The following is a 23,844-nucleotide window of genomic DNA, read 5'->3' as shown; positions in this document are numbered from 1 at the left end:
TTTTCGTGTTGAGCAAGGTTTTTTTGGCTCAATAAACCCGTCACCATAACAACATGTCGCTATTAGATAAGTTATTAACTATCAAAGGAGTCTAATTTTCATAATAATCACTACAGAGTCCGAACTGAATACTTTCATAAAACGAATTTCAGAACTAGTTTTATTAAGAACACCACTCATGAGGGATGAGTTCTAATGACCGATTACAAAAAAAATGAATTAATCGAACGCGTTGAAGTCGAAATTAACGAACACTTCAACAAGGCTGAAGCCGAAAACATTATCCAACTGGCCCATTTGTACTTCCAGGACTCACTGACGGAAGATCTGGCCAACGAATCTATTGAAAACCTTTACGGCACCATCGTTTGCCTATGGGATTTCCTACAACAACGTCCAAATAACCAGCCTAAAGTTCGTGTTTACAATCCGAACTACGAAGAACATAGCTGGCAATCTACGCACACTGTGATAGAAGTATTGACCAGTGACATGCCTTTCTTAGTGTCTTCTTTTAATATGGCATTGGTTCGTCTAGGTCATACCATACACATGACCTCACACCCTGCTGTGCCCGTTGATCGTAATGAAAAAGGCGATCTTATTCGCATTAACATGGCATCGGAAGCACAAGAATCATTAATGCGTTTCGAAATCGACCGCCTATCCGACGTCAACTTACTTGAAAACATCAAAAAAGAACTGCTTAACAGCTTGAAAGATGTCAAAAAGACGGTAGCAGACTGGCCGACAATGAAGAGCAAGCTGAACAGCATCATTGAAGAATCTGCTCAGCTTGATCATTTAAAAGGCAACGATGAGCACCAAGAAATTCTTGATTTTTTACGCTGGGTAGAAAACGATCATTTCACCTTCATTGGCTTTCGCGCGTACGATCTTGCAATTGAAGGAAACGAAACACATCTTAAACTTGTTGACGGTTCAGGATTGGGTACCTTCCGCGATCTAGATGACAAGAAAGTGAAACGAGACATTGTCTTACATGACAATCTTGCCAAGCTTGCGGTTGATAGCACTAACATCCTTATCTTGACTAAATCCACCGCCATTTCAACAGTCCATCGTCCGGTGCATTTAGACTATTTAGGCATCAAACGCTTTGATAAAAAAGGCAATGTCATTGGTGAGTGGCGCTTCTTTGGCTTGTACTCTTCTGCAGCTTACATTGCCCGCTTGCAGGATGTTCCACTGTTGCGCAAAAAGCTCGACATCATTGTAGAAAAAGCGAATGTGGATCCAAACAGCCACAAAGGTAAAAACCTTAAGCACATTCTCAACAGCTACCCACGTGATGAAATGTTGCAAGCCCCAGTGGATGAACTCTTCAACACCATTGAAAGCATTTTAGCGATCCAAGAGCGTCGCCAATTACGCGTCTTTTTGCGTAAAGACATTTACGGCCGTTTCTTGAATGCTTTGGTCTACGTACCAAGAGATCGTTACAACACAGAATTGCGTATCAAGATGCAAGATATCTTAATGGACGCTTGTAACGGAACCAGCTCTGAATTTAACGTACAGTTCTCTCAGCTGGTATTGGCACGAGTCAACTTCACCATTCAGATTGCAGACCCAAAAAACAGCCCCACAATCGACGCCGAAGACATTCAGCGCAAGATGCAGGATGCAATGAGTTCATGGGAAGACAAGTTACTCATGGCACTGCACAAAAATCACGGTGAAGAAAGTGGCAACCAACTTTTTAACAGTTATGCGCCTTATCTACCAGCGGCCTACCGAGAAGACTTTTCTCCTAATGCCGCCGTGTTAGACATTGAGCGATTGAGTCAATTGGGCAGTGAGGGTGACATTTCTACGCATCTTTATCGCCAAGTTGGCCAAGTAAAAAATCACTATTTCTTTAAGATCTACGGATCGGGCACCACACTTATCTTGTCCGATGTATTACCTATTTTAGAATACATGGGATTGCGTGTGCTTGAAGCGCGTCCTTACGAGCTGGATCAAGATGGCGATGGCTCCACTAACACTTGGGTGGTTGAGTTTGCCATCAGTGTAGACGCTGATGTGAATCTCGAGAAAAATGCCCAACGCATGGCATTCCAAGACGCTTTCAATCAAGTATTCCATCGCAGCGTCGAAAACGACCGCTTCAATGCACTGGTTCTGAACGCTTCTTTAACATGGCGCCAAGTCACTATGTTGCGTGCCTTAACGAAATACTTGATGCAGCTACAAATACCGTTTTCTTTGCAATACATGCAACAGACGCTTGAGAAAAACGCGCCTATCGCTCGTTTACTTGTGCAATTATTTGAACAACGCTTTGACCCAAGTCTCAACACAAAACGCGACGAAAAAGAGCAAAAAATTCTCGATAAAATTGTCGCAGAATTGGATCAAGTGGCTAACCTTGACGAAGATCGCATCCTGAAACACTACCTGTCTGTCATTCAGGCCATGTTGCGTACCAACTTCTATCAAGCCAATGACGAAGGTAAAACGAAAGGCTACGTGTCCTTCAAATTAGACCCGTCGCTTATTCCTGCGGTGCCATTACCACGACCAAAATTCGAAATTTTCGTTTACGCACCTTGGGTAGAAGGTGTTCACATGCGTGGTGGCAAAGTCGCACGTGGTGGTCTGCGTTGGTCTGATCGTATGGAAGACTTCCGTACTGAAGTACTTGGCCTAGTAAAAGCCCAGATGGTGAAAAACGCCGTTATTGTTCCTTCTGGCGCTAAAGGCGGTTTCGTCGCAAAACAACTCAAAAAGAATGCTTCTCGTGAAGAAGTACAAGCTGAAGTTGTTCATTGCTACACCACCTTTATCAGTGGTTTACTCGACATCACAGACAACCTTGTCCAAAACGAAGTGGTTCCTCCACTGTCGGTTCTTCGTTACGACGAAGACGACCCATACTTGGTTGTCGCCGCTGATAAAGGCACGGCCACTTTCTCTGATTTGGCGAACAGCATTTCAGCGAAATACGGTTTCTGGTTAGGCGATGCCTTTGCATCGGGTGGCTCTAATGGTTACGACCATAAGAAAATGGGCATAACGGCGCGCGGTGCTTGGGAATCGGTTAAACGTCAATTCAAAGAAATTGGCATTGATTGCCAAACCACAGACTTTACTACAGTGGGCATCGGTGACATGGCGGGAGACGTTTTCGGTAACGGTATGCTGCTGTCAAAACACATTCGTCTAGTCGCAGCCTTTAACCACATGCATATCTTCATTGACCCCACACCAGATGCGGCAACGTCTTTTGTTGAGCGCGAGCGTATGTTCAAGTTGCCACGCTCGTCTTGGGAAGATTACAACAAAGAGCTGATTTCAAAAGGCGGCGGTATTTTCAATCGCTCTGCGAAGTCCATTCCGATCAATGCCGACATCCGTAAAGCATTAGGTATCGAAGGCAACGTCAAATCCATGGCGCCCACTGATTTGATCAATGCCATCTTAAAAGCGCCCGTAGATCTGCTTTGGAATGGCGGTATCGGTACTTACGTTAAATCTGAGACAGAGTCTCATGCGGATGCTGGAGACAGTGCAAATAACGGTCTGCGCGTTAACGGCAAAGAGCTGCGTTGCAAAATCGTTGGCGAAGGCGGTAACTTAGGGCTAACTCAACTAGGTCGTATTGAATTTGCGCAAAAAAGCGGCTTAATCAGCACGGACGCTATTGATAATTCGGCGGGAGTAGACAGCTCGGATCACGAAGTAAACATCAAGATCCTACTTAACCGCGTGGTGGAAAATGGTGATCTAACCGAAAAACAACGCAATAGCTTGTTAGCAGAGATGACGGACGAAGTGGGCAAGCTAGTCTTGCGCCATAACCGTGGCCAAAGCCACGTGCTGTCTTTGGCGAATGCGCAAGCACCTGAGCGCTTAGCTGATCATTGGCGCCTAATTCAGTCTTTGGTTCGAGAAGGCCGTTTAAACCGTGAAATCGAATACTTGCCAAGCGATGCTCAAATCAAGAGACGCTTGAATAAAGGGCTTGGTTTAACTCGTCCTGAGATTTCCGTTCTGTTGGCGTATTCCAAAATCAAGCTTTCTGAGCAATTAGTAGAAGACGGTATTGGTGAAGACGTTGATTTAACAACGCAAATCAACGAATATTTCCCAACCCAACTCACCAAGCATTTTGGTGGTCTAATGGCGTCACATCCCTTGATTCAGGAAATCATCGCAGGCCACGTAACGAATAACCTTGGCAACCGCATGGGCCCAACTTTCACGACATACGTGCAAGAGGAAACGAGTGCGTCAGCGCTTAATATTGTGCGCGCTTACATGGCAGCAGAAGATATCTTCGGTATCTCTGACTTATGGAGTGCGATCAACGAACTAGACTTCACAGTGTCAAACTCCGTATTGAATGATTTACTCATTCAAATACAGGGCCTCGTAGAACGCACCACTTTGTGGTTGTTGCGTAACACGCGTGACAATATGTCTATTCAACGCTTAAAAGACACCTACAAGCCCGGTGTTGAAGTAATTAGAGCGAATATGCAAGCCATTTTGACGGAATCCAGCCAGTCGCATTTAGCGGATATGGCGGCTAAATTGGTTGAGCAAAATATCCCCGCCGATGTGGCGGAAAGATTGTCTTCGTTGCATTACTTATTCTATGGATTGGATATTATTCGGGTTGCAACAAATACCGGAACCGAAGTGCTCGATGTTGCTCAAACGTATTTTGCCCTAGAAATGGACTTAGAGCTTCATTGGTTACGTAATAAGGTCAGTGCATTAACCGCTGATGACATGTGGCAACGACGTGCGAAAGGTGGACTGGGCGATGAAATCGATAACAGTTTACGAACCCTCACTCAAGAGGTTATTCAATCAAGTGCAGACATCAAGAAACTCGAGGAGCGCTTATCACATTGGCGTGAATCAAACAGCGACAGCGTTCACCACTACCACACCACTTTTAATGAAATAAAAGCGGAAAGCGACTTATCGCTTGCTATGGTGACGGTGGCGATTCGTGAGTTGAGAAACCTGATGTAAACCCAAAAAAGGTGGTCGCACTGGCGACCACCCATTTAAAAGAGGTCTTTTTTAGATATGGATAGAAAAGTGACACAACAAGTAACGAGAGCAACCTTTGACGAAGTAATGGTGCCAAATTATGCCCCTTCTGCCATCATTCCAGTGCGCGGAAAAGGTTCTCGCGTATGGGATAAAGAAGGCAAGGAATACGTCGATTTTGCCGGTGGTATTGCCGTAACAGCGCTGGGTCACTCTCACCCAACATTGGTTGATGTAATGTGTGAGCAAGCGGGACAACTGTGGCACCTAGCCAACGTCATGACCAACGAGCCGGCATTACGTTTAGCGAAAAAATTGACAGAGAAAACCTTCGCAGATCGAGTCTTCTTTGCGAACAGTGGTGCTGAAGCCAATGAAGCCGCGTTCAAATTGGTTCGTCGTTACGCGTTTGATCACTATGGTCCAGAAAAACATGAAATCATTTCGTTCAATAAGTCTTTTCATGGTCGTACTCTGTTTACTGTCTCTGTTGGTGGTCAAGCCAAATACAAGGAAGGTTTTGAACCGACACCCGGTGGCATCAAACATTGTGACTACAATGATATTGAGCAGCTAAAAACGTTAGTTAGCGATAAAACCTGCGCCATTGTTATGGAACCGATTCAAGGTGAAGGCGGTATCATTCCTGCCGATCTAGAATTTGCCAAGCAAGTGCGCGAGTTGTGTGACCAATACAACGCATTGTTGGTTTATGATGAAGTTCAGTCTGGTGTAGGCCGTACAGGCACCTTGTACGCTTACGAGCAACTTGGTGTGACACCTGACGTACTCACTACCGCAAAAGCACTGGGCAATGGTTTCCCAGTAGGTGCTATGCTAGCCACTGAACAAGCAGCAAAAAGCTTAGCCTTTGGTACCCATGGAAGCACGTATGGTGGCAACCCTATGGCGTGTTCTATTGCTGAAGCGGTGATTGATATCGTCGACACACCTGAAGTACTGAGTGGTGTTTCTATGCGCCATGACCTTTTTGTGGCAGGCTTAAAAGCCATTAACGAAAAATACCACGTTTTTAAAGACATTCGTGGTATGGGTCTGTTACTTGGTGCTGAAGTCATCGACAGCCTTGCTGGAAAAGCCGGTGAGATCGTAAAAGCTGCAGCTGAAGAAGGTTTATTTGTCTTGGTAGCGGGTCCTAACGTGCTGCGTATGGCTCCTTCTCTCATCATTACGGAGCAGGATATTGCGGACGGTTTAGCTCGCCTTGATAAAGCGGTTGCAACCGTGGTGGCAAACAACCAAGCCGCATAGATTTATCGTCTTCAGTAAGGTAATTAAAAATCGGGCTTTGGCCCGTTTTTTTTGCACTTTTTCCTCATTGCTCTTTCGGGCCACCCTTTTATTGTGATTCCTCCACGTCTGGTTTAAGCTCACACCACGATATAAATCTCCTATCCTAAATCAATAATTTACGTGACTGTTAACTTACAGAGAGAAACAACGCCGTGTTTGATTCCTTTTTTCCGAAACCCAAGCTTTTCTTTCTAAGTTTTGCTTTATGGGCCATCTTTTGCGTTCTTAGTTGGTATTTTTTTATACAAGATTTAGGTCATATATTGAGCCTAGGGGCCCTGTTTGGTGTTCATTTCCCTGATGCGTTAGCCGAAGGGGCAGAAGCGTCAGCACAAGCCGTTTTTCAAAGCGCACAAAAAACCGCGTTAAATGTCTGGCTATATCAATACATGGCCGTGTGTTATGGCCTTTTTATTGGAGCGTGGATCGCTTATGGTGGCCAAAAGTGGGCGAAATGGTCTGTTATTGGCTCAGGCTTAATTGTCTTTATTACTTGGTTTCAGGTTCAAGTCAGTGTCATGTTAAATGAATGGTATGGTAGCTTTTATGATCTTATCCAGAAAGCCTTAGCCGCGCCAAATAGCATCCCGTTGGCAGATTATTACGCCGAATTATCAACCGTTGCTGTCATTATTTTAGTCGCCATAACAGTGTCGGTACTAAGTAACTTTTTTATTAGTCATTATGTGTTTCGTTGGCGTACCGCTATGACGAGTTATTACACATCAAAATGGCAGCAGGTGCGTCATATCGAAGGGGCATCACAACGTATCCAAGAAGATACCATGCGTTTTGCTTCCATTGTAGAAGGGTTAGGTGTGAGTTTGCTTCGCTCTGTGATGACCTTGATTGCATTTTTACCCATTTTATGGGGGCTCTCTGGCTACGTGAAAGAGCTGCCTTTAATTGGTGAAGTGCCCCAAGCGTTAGTGTTTACCGCTATTATTTGGTCTATTTTTGGCACCCTGTTGTTGGCCTTGGCGGGTATAAAGCTTCCTGGATTGGAATTTAAAAACCAACGTGTGGAAGCCGCCTACCGCAAAGAACTGGTTTACGGGGAAGACCACGCTGACCGAGCAACCCCGATCACTCTCAATGAACTGTTTGCTAACGTACGCAAAAATTATTTTCGTTTATATGCGAACTATCTGTATTTCAATATTGTTCGATACGGCTACTTGAACGTAGGACAATTTGTTCCGCTTATCATCTTAGCCCCCTCCATCATTGCGGGGGCCTTTACGCTTGGCCTAATGCAACGAATCATGAACGCATTCAACCAAGTAGAAAATTCGTTTCAATACTTGATCAATTCGTGGACCACCATTGTGGAACTGCTGTCCATTTACAAACGTCTAAAAGCCTTTGAGGCGGCCATTGATGAGCAACCATTACCCGAGGAAGACAGACAATACTTAAAGGCGCATCCACCGTCCGAGTAAACGCCGCTTTACTGACTAACAGGCTCGTAAAAAAGCCCCGAGTGAATAATCACACGGGGCTTTTTTACGAGCCTGTTAGCGTTGGACAATAGTCAAGGTCAAACGTTGACGTTAATATTCTGCCCGAGGTTGTCTGTTATTGTGTGTGAGCCACTGCTTGCCGCCGGTGTGGCACTTTTGATTGCTTCAGCCAACAGCTCAAGATTTTGTGCGCCTTGCTGTTCTTGGGCAGATTTAGCTAGGTTGGCACTGTACACTTCACTGGCAAACGCCATAGCGGAGCTGCCTACACCATCAATACTTGGCATTTACGTCTCCTCGTTATCTTGATTCGCATTTAATAAATACAGTATTAAGAGTTTAGCGCCAATAGAGCAAATTTACGAACTTCCTTATGAAAAAAGACAAAAAACACGACTAAATCTGGTCATTACAAATAAAGTTATCCCAATATTGGCTGACCAAACTTTGATTCGCCACCAAAGCATCATCTTGAATCACTCGGCCTTGTTGCTGCAAGCTTAGACGATGAGTAAGAGATCGATACAAGGTATAGGTATCTATCATTTTCGATGCCTGATCTGTTTCTAGCAACCCTACTTCGGCGGCGGCTTCTAACTGACGGACGTTGTCAGAAAAGCGCATAAGCTCAGGGTATTTATGTGACCACGCTAAGACCAAATACTGCACCATGAATTCAATATCGATAATCCCACCAACACCTTGCTTGAGATCAAAGCCTTTTTCTTTCCCTCCTGTGTCTAAATGCGCCCGCATTTTTTCGCGCATTTTGATGACATCGGATTTTAGGGTGCTACGATCTCTGATCGACGATATGATGGATTTGCGGCAATCTTCAAACTTTGCCAGCAAACTCGGCTCGCCAGCTAAACCACGAGACCGCGTCAAAGCCTGATGCTCCCATGACCAAGCTTCGTTCTGCTGATAATCAGCGAAAGCTTCCAGACTAGAAACCAATAGACCGGAATTCCCCGAAGGGCGCAAACGCATGTCTACTTCGTACAAACGCCCAGCCGCAGTAAAGCTGGTGATTATGTGGATTAAACGCTGCCCTAATCGTGTATAAAAGGTTAAATTATCCACACTACGCTCCCCATTGGTTACGCCGTTTGCTTGCGCATCGTGGATAAAAACCAAATCCAAGTCAGAATCATAACCTAGTTCCCAGCCCCCTGATTTACCATAACCAATAATGGCCAACTGTGGTATCAAAGCGGCTTCCCCCTGACTCACAGGAAAACCGTGTTTTTTCGTGAGGTACTGCCAAGACTGATGCAATACTTGATTCAACAACACTTCCGCCAGCCAGGTTAAGTGATCACTCACTTTCATTACTGGTAATATATCCGTTATGTCACAGGCTGCGATACGTAAAATAATGGAACGCCTAAAGCGTCGCATGGCATCCATCTGAGCCTCTTCATCGTCTTCTGGCAAGCGCAATAGAACTTGCTGAAGCTCTTCTTCTAGCATGGCTTTATCGGGTGGCGAAAATAAAGTATTCGCATCCAAAAGCTCATCTAAGAGTGCAGGTGTTGTCGAAATAGCTTGGGTAAACCAGACGCTTTCTCGACACAAACGAATTAAATGAGTCAGCGCGGTTTGATTTTCACATAACAAGACCAAATACGCCGTACGTCGCAACACCGCCTCTAAAATAGGAAAAATCCGCTCCAACACCAGATCAGGATTCGCTTCGTCAACTAGTTTGCTCATCAAAGCGGCTAAAAACACGGCCAGTCGCTCTTGTCCGATTGGTTGCATAAAAACAACCGTTCTCGAACTTAACAATTGTGAAATCCGACCAACGTTCGCCTCAACATTGTGCCATGCAATCAATTCAATGGCGTCTAAAATGGCCTCTTTGTCATCGGGTGTTTTCAGTAATAAACGCCAGGATTCTTGGTTTTTAACTTCTTCTGTGCTGTCTTCCCCATCATCAATCAAGGCCACAAACGACGCATGAACTTTATTGCGCATTTCCCACAGCTGTTTTTCTAAAGTCGACCAACAAGGAAAACCCACCATTAAAGCAACGCGTGTACGCGTTGTCGCATCACTGGGCAGCAATTGAGTCTGTTCATCGTTTAATGCTTGTAAGGCATGCTCTGTTCGCCTGAGGAGCAGATAAGCGTCGCGCAATGATGCCATCTCTTCAAAGGGTAAGTAGTCGTGTTTAGCAAGATGTGGCAGAACCTTGAGTAAGGCGGGCGACTGCAAACCTTGATCACGGCCACCGTGTAAAATCTGCAATGCTTGAGCAATGAATTCGACTTCACGTATGCCCCCCTCACCCAGTTTAATATTGTGTTCGATGCCTTTGCGGCGCACTTCTTTGGCGATCATTTGCTTTAAATCCCGCAGAGCACCTAAGGCCCCAAAATCTAAATACTTTCGATACACGAAGGGTTTTCTTAAGGCTTCAAACGCCGCTTTGTCCTGAGCATTGCCTGACATCACCCGCGCTTTGATCATGGCGTATCTTTCCCAATCCCGCCCTTGATCTTGATAATAATTCTCCAGCGAATCCATGTTGAGCACCAAGGCGCCCGATTGACCAAAAGGTCGCAAGCGCATGTCGACTCGAAACACAAAACCATCTGCAGTCACTTGATCCAGGTGCTGAATCAATTTTTGGCCAAGTTTGGTGAAATATTCTTGATGAGACACACTTTTCTTACCGCCTTGAGTGTCCCCGTGTTCACGAAAGGCAAAAATCAAATCGATGTCTGAAGACAGATTAAGCTCATTACCCCCCAGCTTTCCCATCCCAATAACAATCATCGTTTGAGGCTGGCCTTTACTGTCCAGAGCTTGACCGTAAAGAGCAAGATAATGCTGCTCAGACCACTGCAAACTGGCATTCACACAGGCGTCCGCTAGAGCGCTTAATCGACTTGTGAGTTCGGTTAAGGACAGGCGTTGCTGAATATCCAGAGCGATCAGACGTACCATCCACCACTGACGATACAGTCGTAGTCGCTTGATAAAAGCGGCTTCATCAAGCGCCTCTTGAGACGTGTGAAGACAATCCTTCGACTCACAATCGAAATAATCGCTGCCCGCCAACAGAGCCTCTTTCGAGGGTCGTTCAGGTAGCATGTCCAACACCAACAAGTCATCTAGCCAATGGGGAAAGCGCGTAAATTGCTGATGCAAATAATCACTCAATATCCATAAGGGTTCTAGAACGGCGATTTGTTCTGCATTTAGCGCACACAGACCATGATTTTTTCTCGCGTCTTGCACCCTCTCTAACAACAAAGCACGGGAAGCCGACTGTTCGCAAAAAAGCGCATAATTGGGGTTCATATTAGGCGGTGTCAAAAGAGGTTCCTTACTGTATTATTTTTAGAATAAGAGCAGGTTGAGTACACTAACCTGTTTTCTGATTTAGCCACTGCCCTACCTTGAGCATAGCAATGCCAATTTGCTTCATACTCGCTAATTTTGTCAACACCACCTCTTCGTCCATTCTAAGGTGTTGTTCTAGTGTGTGTTCCACATTGTCTAGTATCTGCATCAATTCGTTTGGTAAACAGGTTTTTAATTGGGAGATTGAATGACGTAGAGGCTGCATCAGTGCTTCATCTTGCATAAAGTGCATGGCTTCCCAATACACCAACCACACTTCGTACCAATACGACGCCAACTCGGTTTGATTGGCAATATACGAAGGCTGGTCGGGAAATTCAATCTGCCCATATTTTAGTCGAACGCCCTTTTGTGCTTTTGAAACTAGACTAACCTGCACAGGTACCTGCTCAGCAAGCTGCAAAGCAAACTGATACAATGCCGCTTCTTGGCCTTCTTTTAATTCCAATTCCAGCTCACAGATCGCGTCTTTCCCATAGGGTGATGTCACCCAACCTTGATCACAGACCACCTCCATTTTGCTGTCTTCAGTGACGATATTCCAAACCTGGCGTTCAAAATCGGTACGGTAAACTTCCACCAACTCGCGAGACCACGCCATGTCTTGCAAGGATTCTGGTAAGATAACCTCACTGAGTAAAGATAAATCCAAACGGTCAGTAGGTAAAAACCACTCCCACTCGCCACGTGCGTGCATACCAACACGATTGCTACCCCGGGTTTTGACGGTTTGAATAAACTGGCTATTAACAGCGCGAATACGCAGTGCCATGCCCCCCTGCATTAGGCTGGCAGTGTCTGTATCAAAGTACGCATTCATCAAAGACAACGTAGGCTGACGTGATTGCCCGTCGATCTCTGATTGGGCACAAATCCCATCAAGAAAATCGCTGACAGATGTAAGATGCTCAGGTTGCAACATTAACTTTAGCTCTAGCTCGGTGGCCATGGTATGAAAACCTCTTAGGCGTTGCAGTGGTGTCGGCAACGAAGAAAAATAAAGTGCGCGCAAGTGTACCAGATGCCTAGCGTACAGTAGTAATATTAGGTCATTACTTGTTTCGAAGGAGCATCACCCCATGCCCGCACTGCCCTCTTTAATTAGCATGATGACGCAGCTTATCGCTTCGCCCTCTATCAGTTGTAGTCAAGCCCACTGGGATCAGTCAAATAAAGGCGTCATCCAATTGCTAGAAACGTGGCTAAGCTCGCAAGGGTTTAAGTGCGAGGTGATGCCTTTGCCAGACCAACCGCATAAGTGTAATCTGATCGCGACGTTGGGAACCGGTGATGGTGGTTTGGTATTGGCCGGCCACACAGACACCGTTCCCTACGATGAAGGCCGCTGGCAATCAGACCCTTTTACACTTGAAGAAAGAGATCAAAAACTCTATGGGTTAGGCAGCTGTGATATGAAAGGTTTCTTTGCCATTGTGCTTGATACCGTTCAGCAGATGGAGTTATCTGATCTAAAACAACCATTGATTGTGTTAGCCACCGCTGACGAAGAAAGCTCTATGTCAGGCGCCCGTGCCTTGGTCAAAAGTGGTACCTTGAAAGCACGATATGCTTTGATTGGTGAACCCACATCGTTGACTCCTATTTACGCTCACAAAGGCATTATGATGGAGCGCATTCAGGTCACTGGGCAAGCAGGACATTCTTCTAATCCTGCGCTGGGCAACAATGCTCTTGATGCCATGCATGCTGTGATGTCGGAACTGATGACGTTTCGCCAGCAGCTGAAACAGAATTATCGAGATGCCAGCTTTGTCATTGACTACCCAACGATGAATTTTGGCTGTATCCACGGTGGTGATAATCCAAACCGCATATGCGGGCGCTGTGAGCTTGAATTTGATTTAAGAGCACTACCCGGCATGAGCAATCAAGCGTTAATGGCAGAAATTGAACAACGATTGCCCCAGATAGAAGAAAAAACCGGGACAAAAATACAATTAAGTAGCTTATTTCCTGACGTTCCGTCTTTTTATACGACCGTTGAATCGGATATCATTAAAACATGTGAATCCTTGACCAAACGTCAAGCCACTACGGTTGCATTTGCAACCGAAGGGTCTTTTTTAAATCAAATGGGAATGGAAACGCTCATATTGGGGCCGGGCTCCATCGATCAAGCCCATCAACCCAATGAATTCATGGCGTTGGATCAAATTCAACCGATGCAACAGGTGATTCGCGGTCTAATTGAGCGTTATTGCCTGCAAACAAATGAGCCAAACCAATGAGGATCAGTGTGCCTGAAGAATTTAATTACGTAGATTGGTTTCGCCACTCTTCGCCTTACATAAACGCCCATCGTGGCAAAACCTTCGTCATTTTAATACCTGGCGAAGCCATCGAATGCGCCCATTTTTCCGGTATTATCCATGATCTCGCGTTGCTTGATTCATTGGGCATTCGTCTGGTGTTGGTACAAGGTGCACGACCTCAAATTGATCGAATCCTATCGAATCGACGCCTACCCAGCCGGGTGGAAGACGACTACCGTGTCACCCCTCAAGACCAACTGTTGGACATCATACAAGCGTCTGCTGCAGTGCGCGTGCAACTGGAAGCCCAATTATCCATGGGGCTTTCAAATACCCCTATGGACGGTGCCAGCTTAAAAGTCTGTAGCGGCAACTATGTTGTAGCGAGACCTTTAGGCGTAGTCGATGGCATAGACTATGGGCACACAGGGGAAGTCCGCCGCATTGATACCGACGCTATTTTCCGCTTATTGGAAGACGACAACATGGTGTTGCTGCCGCATTTGGGCTTTTCTCCCACAGGTGAAGTATTTAATTTAAAAAGTGAAGAAGTCGCTATCCAAGCGGCCATTCAGCTAAAAGCCGATAAATTGGTGATTTTTTCAGAAGAAAAGGGCATTTTTAAAGACGACGGTGAACTGTATTCTGAGTTACTGACCAAAGATGCTCAGATGATTCTTAACGCCAAAACACTCTCTAGTATTACCCATAGCGCGCTTGATGCATGTGTGCAAGCCGTTCGTCAAGGCGTCCCTCGAGCTCACCTTATATCCTATAACGAAAATGGTGGATTGCTTCAGGAGCTCTTTACTCGTGAGGGCTGTGGCACCATGATCGATGAGGACAGCTATGAGCAATTGCGCCCTGCTCATATTGGTGACGTTGGTGGCATGATGGCTCTGTTAGCGCCACTTGAGGAAAAAGGTGTCCTCGTCAGACGATCTCGCGAATTGCTTGAAAATGAGATAGACCGCTTTATCGTGATTGAGCGGGACGGTGCTATCGTGGCGTGTGCCGCCTTGTACCCGTTTGAACAAGAATACGCTGGTGAGCTTGCTTGCTTGGCCGTTGCACCAGACTATCGAGGATCAAACCGTGGTGAACGATTGTTAAAAGGCATAGAACAGACAGCAAAACAACTCAATCTGTCCACATTATTTTTACTAACCACGCGCACCGCTCATTGGTTTATTGAAAGGGGATTTAGTGAGACAACGCTGAACAATCTGCCCACTCAAAAACAGGCTTTGTATAATTATCAACGAAATTCTAAGATATTTTCCAAATCGTTATGAGGGACATGGCTCTAGGACGTTTACTGCAGGCAACAGCGATAAACGTCTGCCAATAAGCCAAACACGCTAATCTAGAGCTGAGCAATAATCGCTAAAATCAACGTAAATATACAGTTCATCATGGTAATTGATCGTGCCTTGAATACATTCGTTGTTCCGGTATTCAAGGCTCTGAACGCTATTGTTTTGTGGTAAGTCGATAACCCGCTCCACGGCTTCAACACGAATCCCGAAGTACCCCGTCGGTAGCTCTAATACAATAATGTGTCCCTCATCTTCACACGTCGCTGGATCCAAGCTAAGCAAATAACTGCCATACAGAACCGTGACCATATGACCTCGAACATCAATCATTCCTTCTACGCCCGCACTGGCGCCAGGAACCGGAGCTGGAGATTGATAACTGAGCACTTCCTTGATATTCGACAATGGGTGAACATAGCGCTCCTCCCCCAAACGAAAACAAATACCTTTTTCTAATGCTTGCTCCACAACACCTATCCCCTAATATTATTTGACACTTTAGTAACATGATCATTTTGGCCAAGCTATAAAAAAAACCAAAATATTTACATGTCTAATAGTCACACCTCTAAATAATCACACGTCTAAAGGGCGAGTTCAAGTTTTGCATAAAAAACCCGCCATAAGCGGGTTTTTCTATAGCATACATTCTGTCGAATGCTGGAAGGTTATTCCGTAATCTTAAACGGAATAAACATAGGATATCCGTCACGAATAACACGCATTGGCACCGAACGATTGCCAGGTACTGCTTTTGCAATCGCCGTAAAGCTTTCCATGTTTTCCACCACAACACCATTCAACATGGTAATTACATCACCTTGTTGCAAGCCGTTACGAGCCGCCGTGCCGCCCAACACTTGCTCAACAATAACGCCTCCCTTGATGTCAAATTGCTTGGCGATCTCAGCAGGAACATCACCAACAATCATCCCCAAACGATTTTGTTCTTGCTGTGTTTGCGCGCGAGTTTTCATATCGTTCGGCGGAGTTTCTAACTGAACGGAAATCGTTTGCTTACTGCCATTTCGGTAAATAACCGCATCGACCTTCGTACCCGCTTTCATTTGCCCAACCACATAAGGCAATTCACCGGAACGAATGATATTCTGCTTATTGAACTCTAAAATGATATCACCAGAACGCAACCCTGCTTTCTCCGCTGGTGAATCTGGCAGTACTCGGCTGATTAAGGCCCCACTTGATCGATCCAGCCCAAACGACTCCGCTAATTCGTTGTTTACATCTTGAATGAGTACACCAAGCCAAGCCCTTGATACCTTGCCATCGCTCTTAAGCTGCTCAACCACCGACATGGCAACGTTAGAAGGAATCGCAAAAGACACCCCCATAAATCCACCAGAACGCGTATAAATCTGAGAATTAATGCCAATGACTTCGCCATCAAGGTTAAATAGCGGCCCACCCGAATTACCTGGGTTAATCGCGACGTCCGTCTGAATAAAAGGCACATAATTATCGGAAGGCAAATTTCGGCCAGTTGCACTCACTATCCCAGCGGTTACCGTGTAATCGAAACCAAAGGGCGACCCTATGGCTAGTACCCATTGCCCTGGCTTAAGCTCGTCAGAGTCCCCCATTTTAACCGTTGGCAAATTCTCTGCTTCTAATTTAAGCAAAGCTAAGTCCGTTCTGGCATCTGTTCCCACCAACTTTGCAACGTATTCTCGTCTGTCATTTAGGCGTACATGAATCACGTCAGCCCCATCAATCACATGGTTGTTGGTCAATACATAACCGTCCTGTGAAATAATAAAACCCGACCCTAATGAATTACGTGGTCGTTGCTGAGGTGGAGCCTGCTGACCAAACGGTTGCTGGCCAAAGAAATGCTTGAAGAACTCATTGAGCTCGTCACGATTAGGCCCTAATGGCTGGCCTTCTCTGTTAGCGGGTTGCTGCGTTGAAGCCTGCTCCGTGCTGATATTCACAACCGCAGGAGAGGATTTCTCTACCAAGTAGGTGAAATCGGGCAAAGACGCGGCATGTGAAAACATGGATGCCACCATAAATGTACTAGCGACAATCATACTCGCTTGTTTAAGCAATCTGTTCATTGATTGGGCTCCTTAAAAGCATATCAAGTTTATTACAGTGCCAGGTGAAGAAGGTCCTGAGTCATTAGGGCGTCATAACCAGAGGAATATGACGCTCCTTAGGGGGTTCAATTCTTAAAATCTTAGGGTAATAATCCATATTATTGCTTTCCTGTTTTGACTTATTTCGAGCCAGCAAGAGACCCACAACAAAGCCAATAATAGAAGAAAATACCGCTAGATTTGATTCATCATTCCATAGCGAAGGCAAAACAGCGCCCACTACTAAGCCAAGCAAGGGAATTAGATACATCCAAAACGAGGCTTGGAGTAAGGTATCTTCTGGAATACCCACCACCACAGATTGACCTACTTTAACCGATAATGGATCGATGGCTTTCATGCGCATACGGTTTGATGTGGATACTTGAGCAATGGCATGATGGCCACAGCCGTGCCGAGCACGACAAGATGAACAACTGCTTGTCCTGATGGTTTCAACATCAGCAAAGCCGTCCTCAACCGATAAGACATAGCCTGTTTCTTCAATCATAACCTTGTATTGGTCCAAATGAGGTTAGCAGTTTTTCAATCGTCGCTGGAGGCACTTCGCCAACCATTGTCAGCAAGTAGAGTTGATCCTTTACCTCAATAGTCAGTTCACCCGCCATGGTTGCTCCCATCGCCAAAAGAGAAAGTCCCATAGGCTTCATAGTCGGCTCAACAAATACCGAAACCGTTGACATACCGTCTGATAAAAGCAACATACTGGTGCCGTGATTTAACGCGCGCGCTTCTGGCCAAACTAAACCAAACCCTGCAGGCAACCAGTCAAATTGCCACAAATTTTTAATACGCCTTGGCTGGCTGTCCACAACTGACGACGCATAACTTCCTTCTTTTGGGACAAAATCCTCATCTTTCAAGTCAGGGGTAAAATTAACAGATGTAAACTGAACCCTTTCTAGTAACTCTCCATCTTTTTTCAACATGTCATGCTTCAAAAGAAAATGGTTTTCTTTGTCCAACCAAAACCTATGTCCATATCGGTAATCATCTCTGGGAACAAGCAAGACGCTAATGACCTCACGATCTGCAATACGACCTAGCTGTGGATCAACGGACATCATGTAGCCTTGCAGTAAACGCTCACCATCTACATTTTTAAAACGTTTAAACGGCGGTCTTGCCGGCATATTGACGTTGGTCATTTGCGCATCAGGGTAGACATGAATAACCTTATCGTCTATGCGTATTATTTCGAGCTTTTTACCGTCTAGGTCAACCAAACTCTCATATTCAATACCATTGTTGAGATAATGACGAACACGCATGCTGTTCATTTTTTTCGTTTCAGAGTGTACAAAAACGCCATCATAACTCAGTGTAGAAAACGACTGCGTCATATTTTTTAGCCTGTCTAATGCGTCGGCCGTCGTGTCACTCGCCTGAACTACAACCGCTGAAAACAAGAGGCTTAAAAGCATTACCAAACCGGATAGTCGCACAAATGACCTCATACTTTAATTCGCATTAGGGTAGCTAACGATTCGAGCCATTGGGATCATACCTTGCCCTACCGTCATGGCGGCCTGCTCAGCATGCTGCCTCAGATAATGTTGCAGTCTGACCTCATCAAACTGCATCGGTTGATAAGCCGATTCTGTCAAAGGTGTAATCACCATGTTAGACGAGGACACATTGGCACTGGCCAGTAAGTTAGAAGGAACATCATTGGACAAAAACGCCATTTGACTTCCCCAAACAATCATAAAACTCACACTGGCCGCGACGGCCATGCCCGATAAAAAAGTAGGCCAACGAAACACCTTTTCCGTGGATTTTTTGGTCCCCATGAGGCCTGGATCAACGAACGCCGTCCGTTCCGCTTTGGGAGCTAAGAAATGAACGACATTCTCTCCCTGTTCTTGGTTCTTATCCTCCTCTAGGTTCATCTCAGCCGCTAGGCCAGATTGCACCCTGAGCAACAAACTATCGCCTAATTCAAACCCAAAGGTCTCTTTGTGGAGCGCATGATGAATACTATGATAACCTTCTAATCGACGACTTAACTCAGCACTGTCACATTGCAGTAAGTGCTCTATATCATCTTGGGTTGCCTCACCATCAAGCAGTGCTGACAAGCTTGCCATTGATTCCAACGATGTATTACTTTTTGCGACCATGATCTTCTCCTGCCCCTGTCAGTGGACTTATGTGTTTTTCTACTGCTTCTCGAGCCCGAAAAATGCGCGACCGAACTGTCCCAACTGGGCAATCCATTATCAGCGAAATATCTTCATAACTGAGACCATCAAATTCCCGCAGAGTCAGTGCACTGCGCAATTCTTCTGGTAAACGCTGGACAGCCACATAAATCTCTTTTTCTAGACGATCACGGTTCAGCCTTGCTTCAGGAGTGTCTATATCCGCGAGTGGTTCATAATGGTTAAACACTTCTTCATTATCCAACTCTACATCAGACTCTGGAGGTCGCCGTGAGCGACTTACTAAATGGTTTTTTGCCGTGTTTACGGCAATACGATACAGCCAAGTGTAAAAAGCACTTTCTCCTCGAAAGGTGCCAATTGAACGGTAGGCCTTAATAAAACTCTCCTGAGCGACGTCTAACGCTTCGCTCCGATCTTGTACATACCGTCCTATTAATCCAATAACCTTGTATTGGTACTTGATAACAAGCAAATCAAATGCACGCTTATCACCTTGCTGTACTCTTTCAACTAACGCCTGATCAGAAGACGTTTCGCCTTGCATAGGCACCTCGTATAAAGCTTTAATCGCCTGTGCCCTTGCGTATACAAGAGAAGACAACAATCAATTGAGTGGGTTCCCATAACGTCTTACGTATTTAAAGAAACATTTAGCCAGTTTACGTTACTTTATCCAAAATAATGATGAATATTCGCCATTTAGAGTGAGAAAGTATTCACTATTCATGGACATCAATAGTAACATTATTTTTTAAACGACTAATTAGAACAATACAATGAGCCGACACTATAAACACGATATCGTCATTATTGGCGCAGGTGCTGCTGGATTAACTCTGGCACTAGAGCTTGCGGATTGTCATCGCGTGGCCATTTTGACCAAAGCAGACATTCGCGAAGGATCAACACTCTACGCCCAAGGTGGTGTCGCCGCTGTATTGTCGGACAAAGACACCACAGAATCACACATTAACGACACTATTGACGCCGGTGCTGGACTTGGCGACCCTGAAGCCATTCGCTTTACCGTTGAACACTCCAAAGAAAGCATTGATTGGTTAATTAACCAAGGGGTGCCTTTTACTCGCTATGGCGAAAAAGACGAATATCACCTCACCAAAGAAGGCGGGCACAGTCACAGACGGATTATTCACAGTGCCGATGCAACAGGACTGGCGATCTCTAAAACACTGATTAAAAATGCGACAAATCATCCAAATATCGATTTCTTCCCAGACCGCGTTGCGATTGATGTTGTTACCACTAAAAAACTCGGATTAGCAGGCCCAAACCGAGCCGTCGGGGTCTATGCGCTCAATTTGAAAGACGACCTAGTAGAAGTATTTCATGGTCGCTTCATTTCTCTCGCCTGTGGAGGTAGCAGCAAGGTCTACTTGTACACCAGCAATCCAGACACAGCGTCTGGAGATGGTATTGCCATGGCATGGCGAGCAGGCTGTAGGGTAGGGAATATGGAGTTTAACCAGTTTCACCCCACATGCCTTTATGATGCCAAAGCCAAGACATTTTTGATTTCCGAGGCCGTTCGCGGCGAAGGCGGAAAACTCCTGTTGCCTGATGGTACGGCATTTATGTCTAAGTTTGACAAGCGGGAAGAATTGGCGCCGCGTGATATTGTGGCTCGCGCCATTGATCATGAAATGAAACGACTGGGCATTCACCACGTCTTACTGGATATTTCCCATAAAGACCCTGAGTTTATCAAAGAACATTTTCCTACCATTTATAAACGCTGCTTAGAATACGGGCATGACATGACCAAGGAACCCATTCCTGTGGTGCCTGCCGCACACTATACCTGCGGTGGTGTGGTGGTGGATCAGCATAGCGCAACAGATATAAGTAATCTTTATGCCATTGGTGAAACGGCTTACACAGGTCTTCATGGCGCTAATCGTCTGGCTAGCAATTCCTTACTAGAGTGCATTGTATTTGCCCGTTCAGCAGCGAGCCACATTGCAACAATTCAGACATTAAACGATGATATTAGTATCCCAGACTGGGATGATAGTAAGGTCACAGACTCAGACGAAGATGTGGTGATCACCCATAACTGGCAAGAGTTAAGACGTTTTATGTGGGACTATGTAGGAATAGTACGAACAGACAAACGTCTACTAAGAGCAAAACATAGAGTCGATTTACTTTTGTCGGAGATTCAAGAGTTTTACGCAAACTACAAGGTGTCAAACGATTTACTTGAATTGCGAAATCTCGCTATGGTGGCTGATCTAATTATTCGTTCAGCCATGTCTCGAAAAGAAAGTCGCGGTCTGCATTTTACGCTGGATTATCCTAATAAATTAGCGGATAGCAAACCAACGATTTTAGTACCAAATAATCGCGATACAGCTAAAACAGAGGACAATTATGTCGAGCGTTAAACATTAAAACGTTTCTTAGCATCTTCACTGCGGCGCAACAATATTTGTTGTGCCGCGAAAGAGCGTAATCGACGATATGAGCTTTTGGGTAAGTTATCACAATAAATGACCCGATAAGGCGGCAGGACATAATGCCACCAAGAAGCCTGTTCTGTTTCTACTTTGGCAATTAGCTGAAAGCCATTCGCTCTAACAAAAACCAATCTAAAAAAGTAACGATCGTCAAAAAGATAGGCCCCTTGATCATCAATGCCCACTTTAATCACTGGACGACAAACCATCCATACTGCGACCAAGACAACACAAAGGCTGACGCAGGCATACAACATCAGTCTCCACGTGAATGGCATCCAGTACAACTGAAGAAGTGCCATGGCACTCAATGCCAACACTACCCACAACAGCAAACTTGCACGTGAAAAATTAAGCTTGGTCGCTTTCAGGCTGAACACGGTTCAATATGAAATTAACAATGCGAGCAAGCTCTGGGTCATCTGGCGTTTCTTTCTGCATAAACCAAGGAAAAATATCCTGATCTTCACAAGCGAGCAGTTTGTGAAAGCGCTGTTTATCCTCCTCTACCAAGGTTAAATACACATCATCAAGAAATGGCTCCAGCAGCACATCTAGCTCTAACATGCCGCGGCGACATTGCCATTTTAAACGTTTAAAACTTACGGAGTCTGATGTTTCAATCATGTTACTACCCTTCAAATAGAATGCGAATATTATAGCTATTAATTGGTAAGAAACGAAAACAGCTTATCGTTATTCACTGATTTTTATCAAAAAAACGGTATGTCTCTTTGTACCTCACCCACATCAGAGCCCTTTTCAACACCTTACTGCAAGTTTTATACATGTACTATATTGACTTTTTTTCTAGTCACCGATACCAAACTGATCAAAATAGTACCTTTATTGGCAATTTATGTATTAACAGGTCAATTATGACATAGCCTATATTAATACTCTCTTGATAAGTAATTATTAAGAAGTTAGGTAGGACTATAAAAACAAAGACACTCCAAACGGGGAAAACCTATGACACGCATTAGTAAAACAACCTTAGCCTGTGCTGTATCTATGACAGCAGCCATCTCTGCCACCAGCGCTTTTTCTGCTACACAAATAACAGTCGCCACCGTTAACAACGGTCACATGATTGAGATGCAAAAATTCACACCGGAATTTGAAAAAGCTCACCCAGATATCAAAGTGAAATGGGTAACTTTAGAAGAAGGTGTATTACGTCAAAACGTGACTCAAGATATTGCCAATAAAAGTGGCCTTTATGATGTAATGACTATTGGCATGTATGAAGCGCCAATTTGGGGCGAGCGCGGCTGGCTAGAACCCATCGATACCAGTGGCTCTTATGACGTTCAAGATATTTTGCCTTCTATCCGTGGTGGATTGTCATATGATGGCACCATGTATGCTGCGCCATTCTATGGTGAAAGCTCTATGGTGATGTATCGAAAAGATCTAGTGAAAGCCGCCGGCATGGAAATTAATGACCGAGACAGTTGGGAGCATATTCGCAACGTTGCTGCCGCAGTAAATGACCCAAGCAAAGGTATTTACGGTATTTGTCTACGTGGTAAAGCTGGCTGGGGCGATAACATGGCATTGATGACGACCATGGCAAATTCGTTCGGTGCTCGTTGGTTTGATGAAAACTGGAAACCTCAACTAGAGTCAGCTGAATGGAAAAACGCCGTTAGCTTTTATGTTGACCTACTGACTAAATACGGTCCTCCAGGTTCAAGCAGTAATAGTTTCAATGAAAGCTTAGCGCTGTTTAACGAGGGTAAATGCGGCATGTGGATTGATGCCACTATTGCAGCGTCTTTCGTAACAGACCCTAAACAAAGTAAAGTGGCCGATCAAGTTGGTTTTGCACAATCTCCGATTTCAGTGACAGAAAAAGGCGCTAACTGGCTGTGGGCATGGTCTCTTGGTATTCCTGCGGCAACAAAAAACGTTGAAGCAGCACAAACCTTTGTTCGTTGGGCCACATCAAAAGAGTACATCAACCTAGTCGGAAACAAAAATGGATGGGCGGCTGTACCAACTGGTACACGTGCAAGTACTTATGCTAATCCTAAGTTCCAAGAAGCAGCTGTCTTTGCTGATGCCGAGTTAAAAGCCATCAACTCGGCTAATCCATCAGACAGCACACTGAAACCTTCCCCCTACGTGGGCGTTCAATTCGCTGCTATCCCTGAGTTCCAAGCGATTGGTACTACAGCAGGTCAAATGGTATCAGGTGCATTAGCTGGTTCATTAACCGTTGATCAAGCACTGAAATCTGCTAACACTTCTGCGGATCGTCAAATGCGTCAAGCTGGATACTACTAGTATAGTTTG

18 protein-coding genes are annotated in these 23,844 nt (G+C 45.1%); 7 read left to right on the top strand and 11 right to left on the bottom strand.

Features of this window, described 5'->3' with window-relative positions:
• Positions 1–195: 195 nt before the first annotated feature.
• The 3 genes from EBI00_RS13490 (at position 196) to sbmA (ending at position 7,790) form a co-directional block, all read left to right on the top strand.
• Positions 196–5,013 carry an NAD-glutamate dehydrogenase gene (locus EBI00_RS13490; protein ID WP_123096472.1) on the top strand — a complete coding sequence of 1,606 codons (4,818 nt, stop codon included), beginning with the start codon at positions 196–198 and terminating at the stop codon, positions 5,011–5,013.
• Between the two features lie 57 nt (positions 5,014–5,070).
• Entirely contained in the window at positions 5,071–6,306 is a 1,236-nt protein-coding gene (locus EBI00_RS13485) for an aspartate aminotransferase family protein (protein WP_123096471.1), read from the top strand.
• Positions 6,307–6,500: 194 nt separating this feature from the next.
• Positions 6,501–7,790 (top strand): peptide antibiotic transporter SbmA, encoded by a 1,290-nt coding sequence (gene sbmA, locus EBI00_RS13480; protein WP_123096470.1) that lies wholly within the window; start codon positions 6,501–6,503, stop codon positions 7,788–7,790.
• 98 nt (positions 7,791–7,888) lie between these two features.
• Here sbmA and EBI00_RS13475 read toward each other — a convergent pair whose 3' ends face one another.
• From EBI00_RS13475 to EBI00_RS13465, 3 genes are all read right to left on the bottom strand, one after another.
• Complete coding sequence (locus EBI00_RS13475) at positions 7,889–8,098, bottom strand: hypothetical protein (RefSeq protein ID WP_123096469.1); 210 nt, start codon at positions 8,096–8,098, stop codon at positions 7,889–7,891.
• Positions 8,099–8,207: 109 nt separating this feature from the next.
• A complete protein-coding gene (glnE, locus tag EBI00_RS13470; protein ID WP_123096468.1) occupies positions 8,208–11,138 on the bottom strand; it encodes a bifunctional [glutamate--ammonia ligase]-adenylyl-L-tyrosine phosphorylase/[glutamate--ammonia-ligase] adenylyltransferase in 2,931 nt (976 codons plus the stop codon).
• A gap of 49 nt (positions 11,139–11,187) precedes the next feature.
• Complete coding sequence (locus EBI00_RS13465) at positions 11,188–12,135, bottom strand: CYTH domain-containing protein (protein WP_123096467.1); 948 nt, start codon at positions 12,133–12,135, stop codon at positions 11,188–11,190.
• A 130-nt stretch (positions 12,136–12,265) separates the two neighbouring features.
• Here EBI00_RS13465 and argE point away from each other — a divergent pair, with 130 nt between their 5' ends.
• Positions 12,266–13,435: an acetylornithine deacetylase gene (gene argE / locus EBI00_RS13460; RefSeq protein WP_123096466.1), complete on the top strand. Its 1,170-nt coding sequence runs from the start codon at positions 12,266–12,268 to the stop codon at positions 13,433–13,435.
• Positions 13,432–14,754: an amino-acid N-acetyltransferase gene (argA, locus tag EBI00_RS13455; protein WP_123096465.1), complete on the top strand. Its 1,323-nt coding sequence runs from the start codon at positions 13,432–13,434 to the stop codon at positions 14,752–14,754. The genes argE and argA overlap by 4 nt, the downstream gene beginning before the upstream one ends.
• A gap of 66 nt (positions 14,755–14,820) precedes the next feature.
• Here the strand turns inward: argA and EBI00_RS13450 are convergent, their stop codons facing one another.
• The 6 genes from EBI00_RS13450 to rpoE form a co-directional block, all read right to left on the bottom strand.
• A complete protein-coding gene (locus EBI00_RS13450) occupies positions 14,821–15,246 on the bottom strand; it encodes a chemotaxis protein CheW (protein WP_158600759.1) in 426 nt (141 codons plus the stop codon).
• A gap of 200 nt (positions 15,247–15,446) precedes the next feature.
• Complete coding sequence (locus EBI00_RS13445) at positions 15,447–16,856, bottom strand: DegQ family serine endoprotease (RefSeq protein WP_123096463.1); 1,410 nt, start codon at positions 16,854–16,856, stop codon at positions 15,447–15,449.
• A 64-nt stretch (positions 16,857–16,920) separates the two neighbouring features.
• Entirely contained in the window at positions 16,921–17,388 is a 468-nt protein-coding gene (locus tag EBI00_RS13440) for a SoxR reducing system RseC family protein (protein ID WP_123096462.1), read from the bottom strand.
• On the bottom strand, positions 17,381–18,355 hold the full coding sequence (locus EBI00_RS13435; protein WP_123096461.1) for a MucB/RseB C-terminal domain-containing protein: 975 nt from the start codon (positions 18,353–18,355) through the stop codon (positions 17,381–17,383). Before EBI00_RS13435 ends, EBI00_RS13440 begins: the two co-directional genes overlap by 8 nt.
• Positions 18,356–18,358: 3 nt before the next feature.
• A complete protein-coding gene (locus EBI00_RS13430; RefSeq protein WP_123096460.1) occupies positions 18,359–19,021 on the bottom strand; it encodes a sigma-E factor negative regulatory protein in 663 nt (220 codons plus the stop codon).
• Positions 19,005–19,610: an RNA polymerase sigma factor RpoE gene (gene rpoE / locus EBI00_RS13425; protein WP_123096459.1), complete on the bottom strand. Its 606-nt coding sequence runs from the start codon at positions 19,608–19,610 to the stop codon at positions 19,005–19,007. The genes EBI00_RS13430 and rpoE overlap by 17 nt, the downstream gene beginning before the upstream one ends.
• Positions 19,611–19,842: 232 nt before the next feature.
• Here rpoE and nadB point away from each other — a divergent pair, with 232 nt between their 5' ends.
• Positions 19,843–21,471, top strand: a complete 1,629-nt coding sequence (nadB, locus tag EBI00_RS13420; protein ID WP_123096458.1) for an L-aspartate oxidase — start codon at positions 19,843–19,845, stop codon at positions 21,469–21,471.
• Here nadB and EBI00_RS13415 read toward each other — a convergent pair.
• Complete coding sequence (locus EBI00_RS13415; RefSeq protein WP_148039080.1) at positions 21,468–21,878, bottom strand: hypothetical protein; 411 nt, start codon at positions 21,876–21,878, stop codon at positions 21,468–21,470. The genes nadB and EBI00_RS13415 overlap by 4 nt on opposite strands.
• Positions 21,879–21,894: 16 nt before the next feature.
• Complete coding sequence (locus EBI00_RS13410; RefSeq protein ID WP_123096456.1) at positions 21,895–22,170, bottom strand: FAD assembly factor SdhE; 276 nt, start codon at positions 22,168–22,170, stop codon at positions 21,895–21,897.
• Between the two features lie 345 nt (positions 22,171–22,515).
• Here EBI00_RS13410 and EBI00_RS13405 point away from each other — a divergent pair, with 345 nt between their 5' ends.
• Positions 22,516–23,835, top strand: a complete 1,320-nt coding sequence (locus EBI00_RS13405) for an ABC transporter substrate-binding protein (RefSeq protein ID WP_123096455.1) — start codon at positions 22,516–22,518, stop codon at positions 23,833–23,835.
• Positions 23,836–23,844 lie beyond the last annotated feature (9 nt).

Origin of the sequence: Marinomonas hwangdonensis (assembly GCF_003721245.1) — a bacterium.
GTDB lineage: Bacteria > Pseudomonadota > Gammaproteobacteria > Pseudomonadales > Marinomonadaceae > Marinomonas > Marinomonas hwangdonensis.
Note: the sequence above shows the minus strand (reverse complement) of the source record. Positions and strands in the feature narration are given on the sequence as shown.

Coding starts and splice junctions, on each gene's coding strand:
- EBI00_RS13490 (WP_123096472.1), top strand. CDS start 196: ATGACCGATTACAAAAAAAATGAATTAATCGAACGCGTTGAAGTCGAA.
- EBI00_RS13485 (WP_123096471.1), top strand. CDS start 5,071: ATGGATAGAAAAGTGACACAACAAGTAACGAGAGCAACCTTTGACGAA.
- EBI00_RS13475 (WP_123096469.1), bottom strand. CDS start 8,098: ATGCCAAGTATTGATGGTGTAGGCAGCTCCGCTATGGCGTTTGCCAGT.
- EBI00_RS13465 (WP_123096467.1), bottom strand. CDS start 12,135: ATGGCCACCGAGCTAGAGCTAAAGTTAATGTTGCAACCTGAGCATCTT.
- argE (WP_123096466.1), top strand. CDS start 12,266: ATGCCCGCACTGCCCTCTTTAATTAGCATGATGACGCAGCTTATCGCT.
- argA (WP_123096465.1), top strand. CDS start 13,432: ATGAGGATCAGTGTGCCTGAAGAATTTAATTACGTAGATTGGTTTCGC.
- EBI00_RS13445 (WP_123096463.1), bottom strand. CDS start 16,856: ATGAACAGATTGCTTAAACAAGCGAGTATGATTGTCGCTAGTACATTT.
- EBI00_RS13440 (WP_123096462.1), bottom strand. CDS start 17,388: ATGATTGAAGAAACAGGCTATGTCTTATCGGTTGAGGACGGCTTTGCT.
- EBI00_RS13435 (WP_123096461.1), bottom strand. CDS start 18,355: ATGAGGTCATTTGTGCGACTATCCGGTTTGGTAATGCTTTTAAGCCTC.
- EBI00_RS13430 (WP_123096460.1), bottom strand. CDS start 19,021: ATGGTCGCAAAAAGTAATACATCGTTGGAATCAATGGCAAGCTTGTCA.
- rpoE (WP_123096459.1), bottom strand. CDS start 19,610: ATGCAAGGCGAAACGTCTTCTGATCAGGCGTTAGTTGAAAGAGTACAG.
- nadB (WP_123096458.1), top strand. CDS start 19,843: ATGAGCCGACACTATAAACACGATATCGTCATTATTGGCGCAGGTGCT.
- EBI00_RS13410 (WP_123096456.1), bottom strand. CDS start 22,170: ATGATTGAAACATCAGACTCCGTAAGTTTTAAACGTTTAAAATGGCAA.
- EBI00_RS13405 (WP_123096455.1), top strand. CDS start 22,516: ATGACACGCATTAGTAAAACAACCTTAGCCTGTGCTGTATCTATGACA.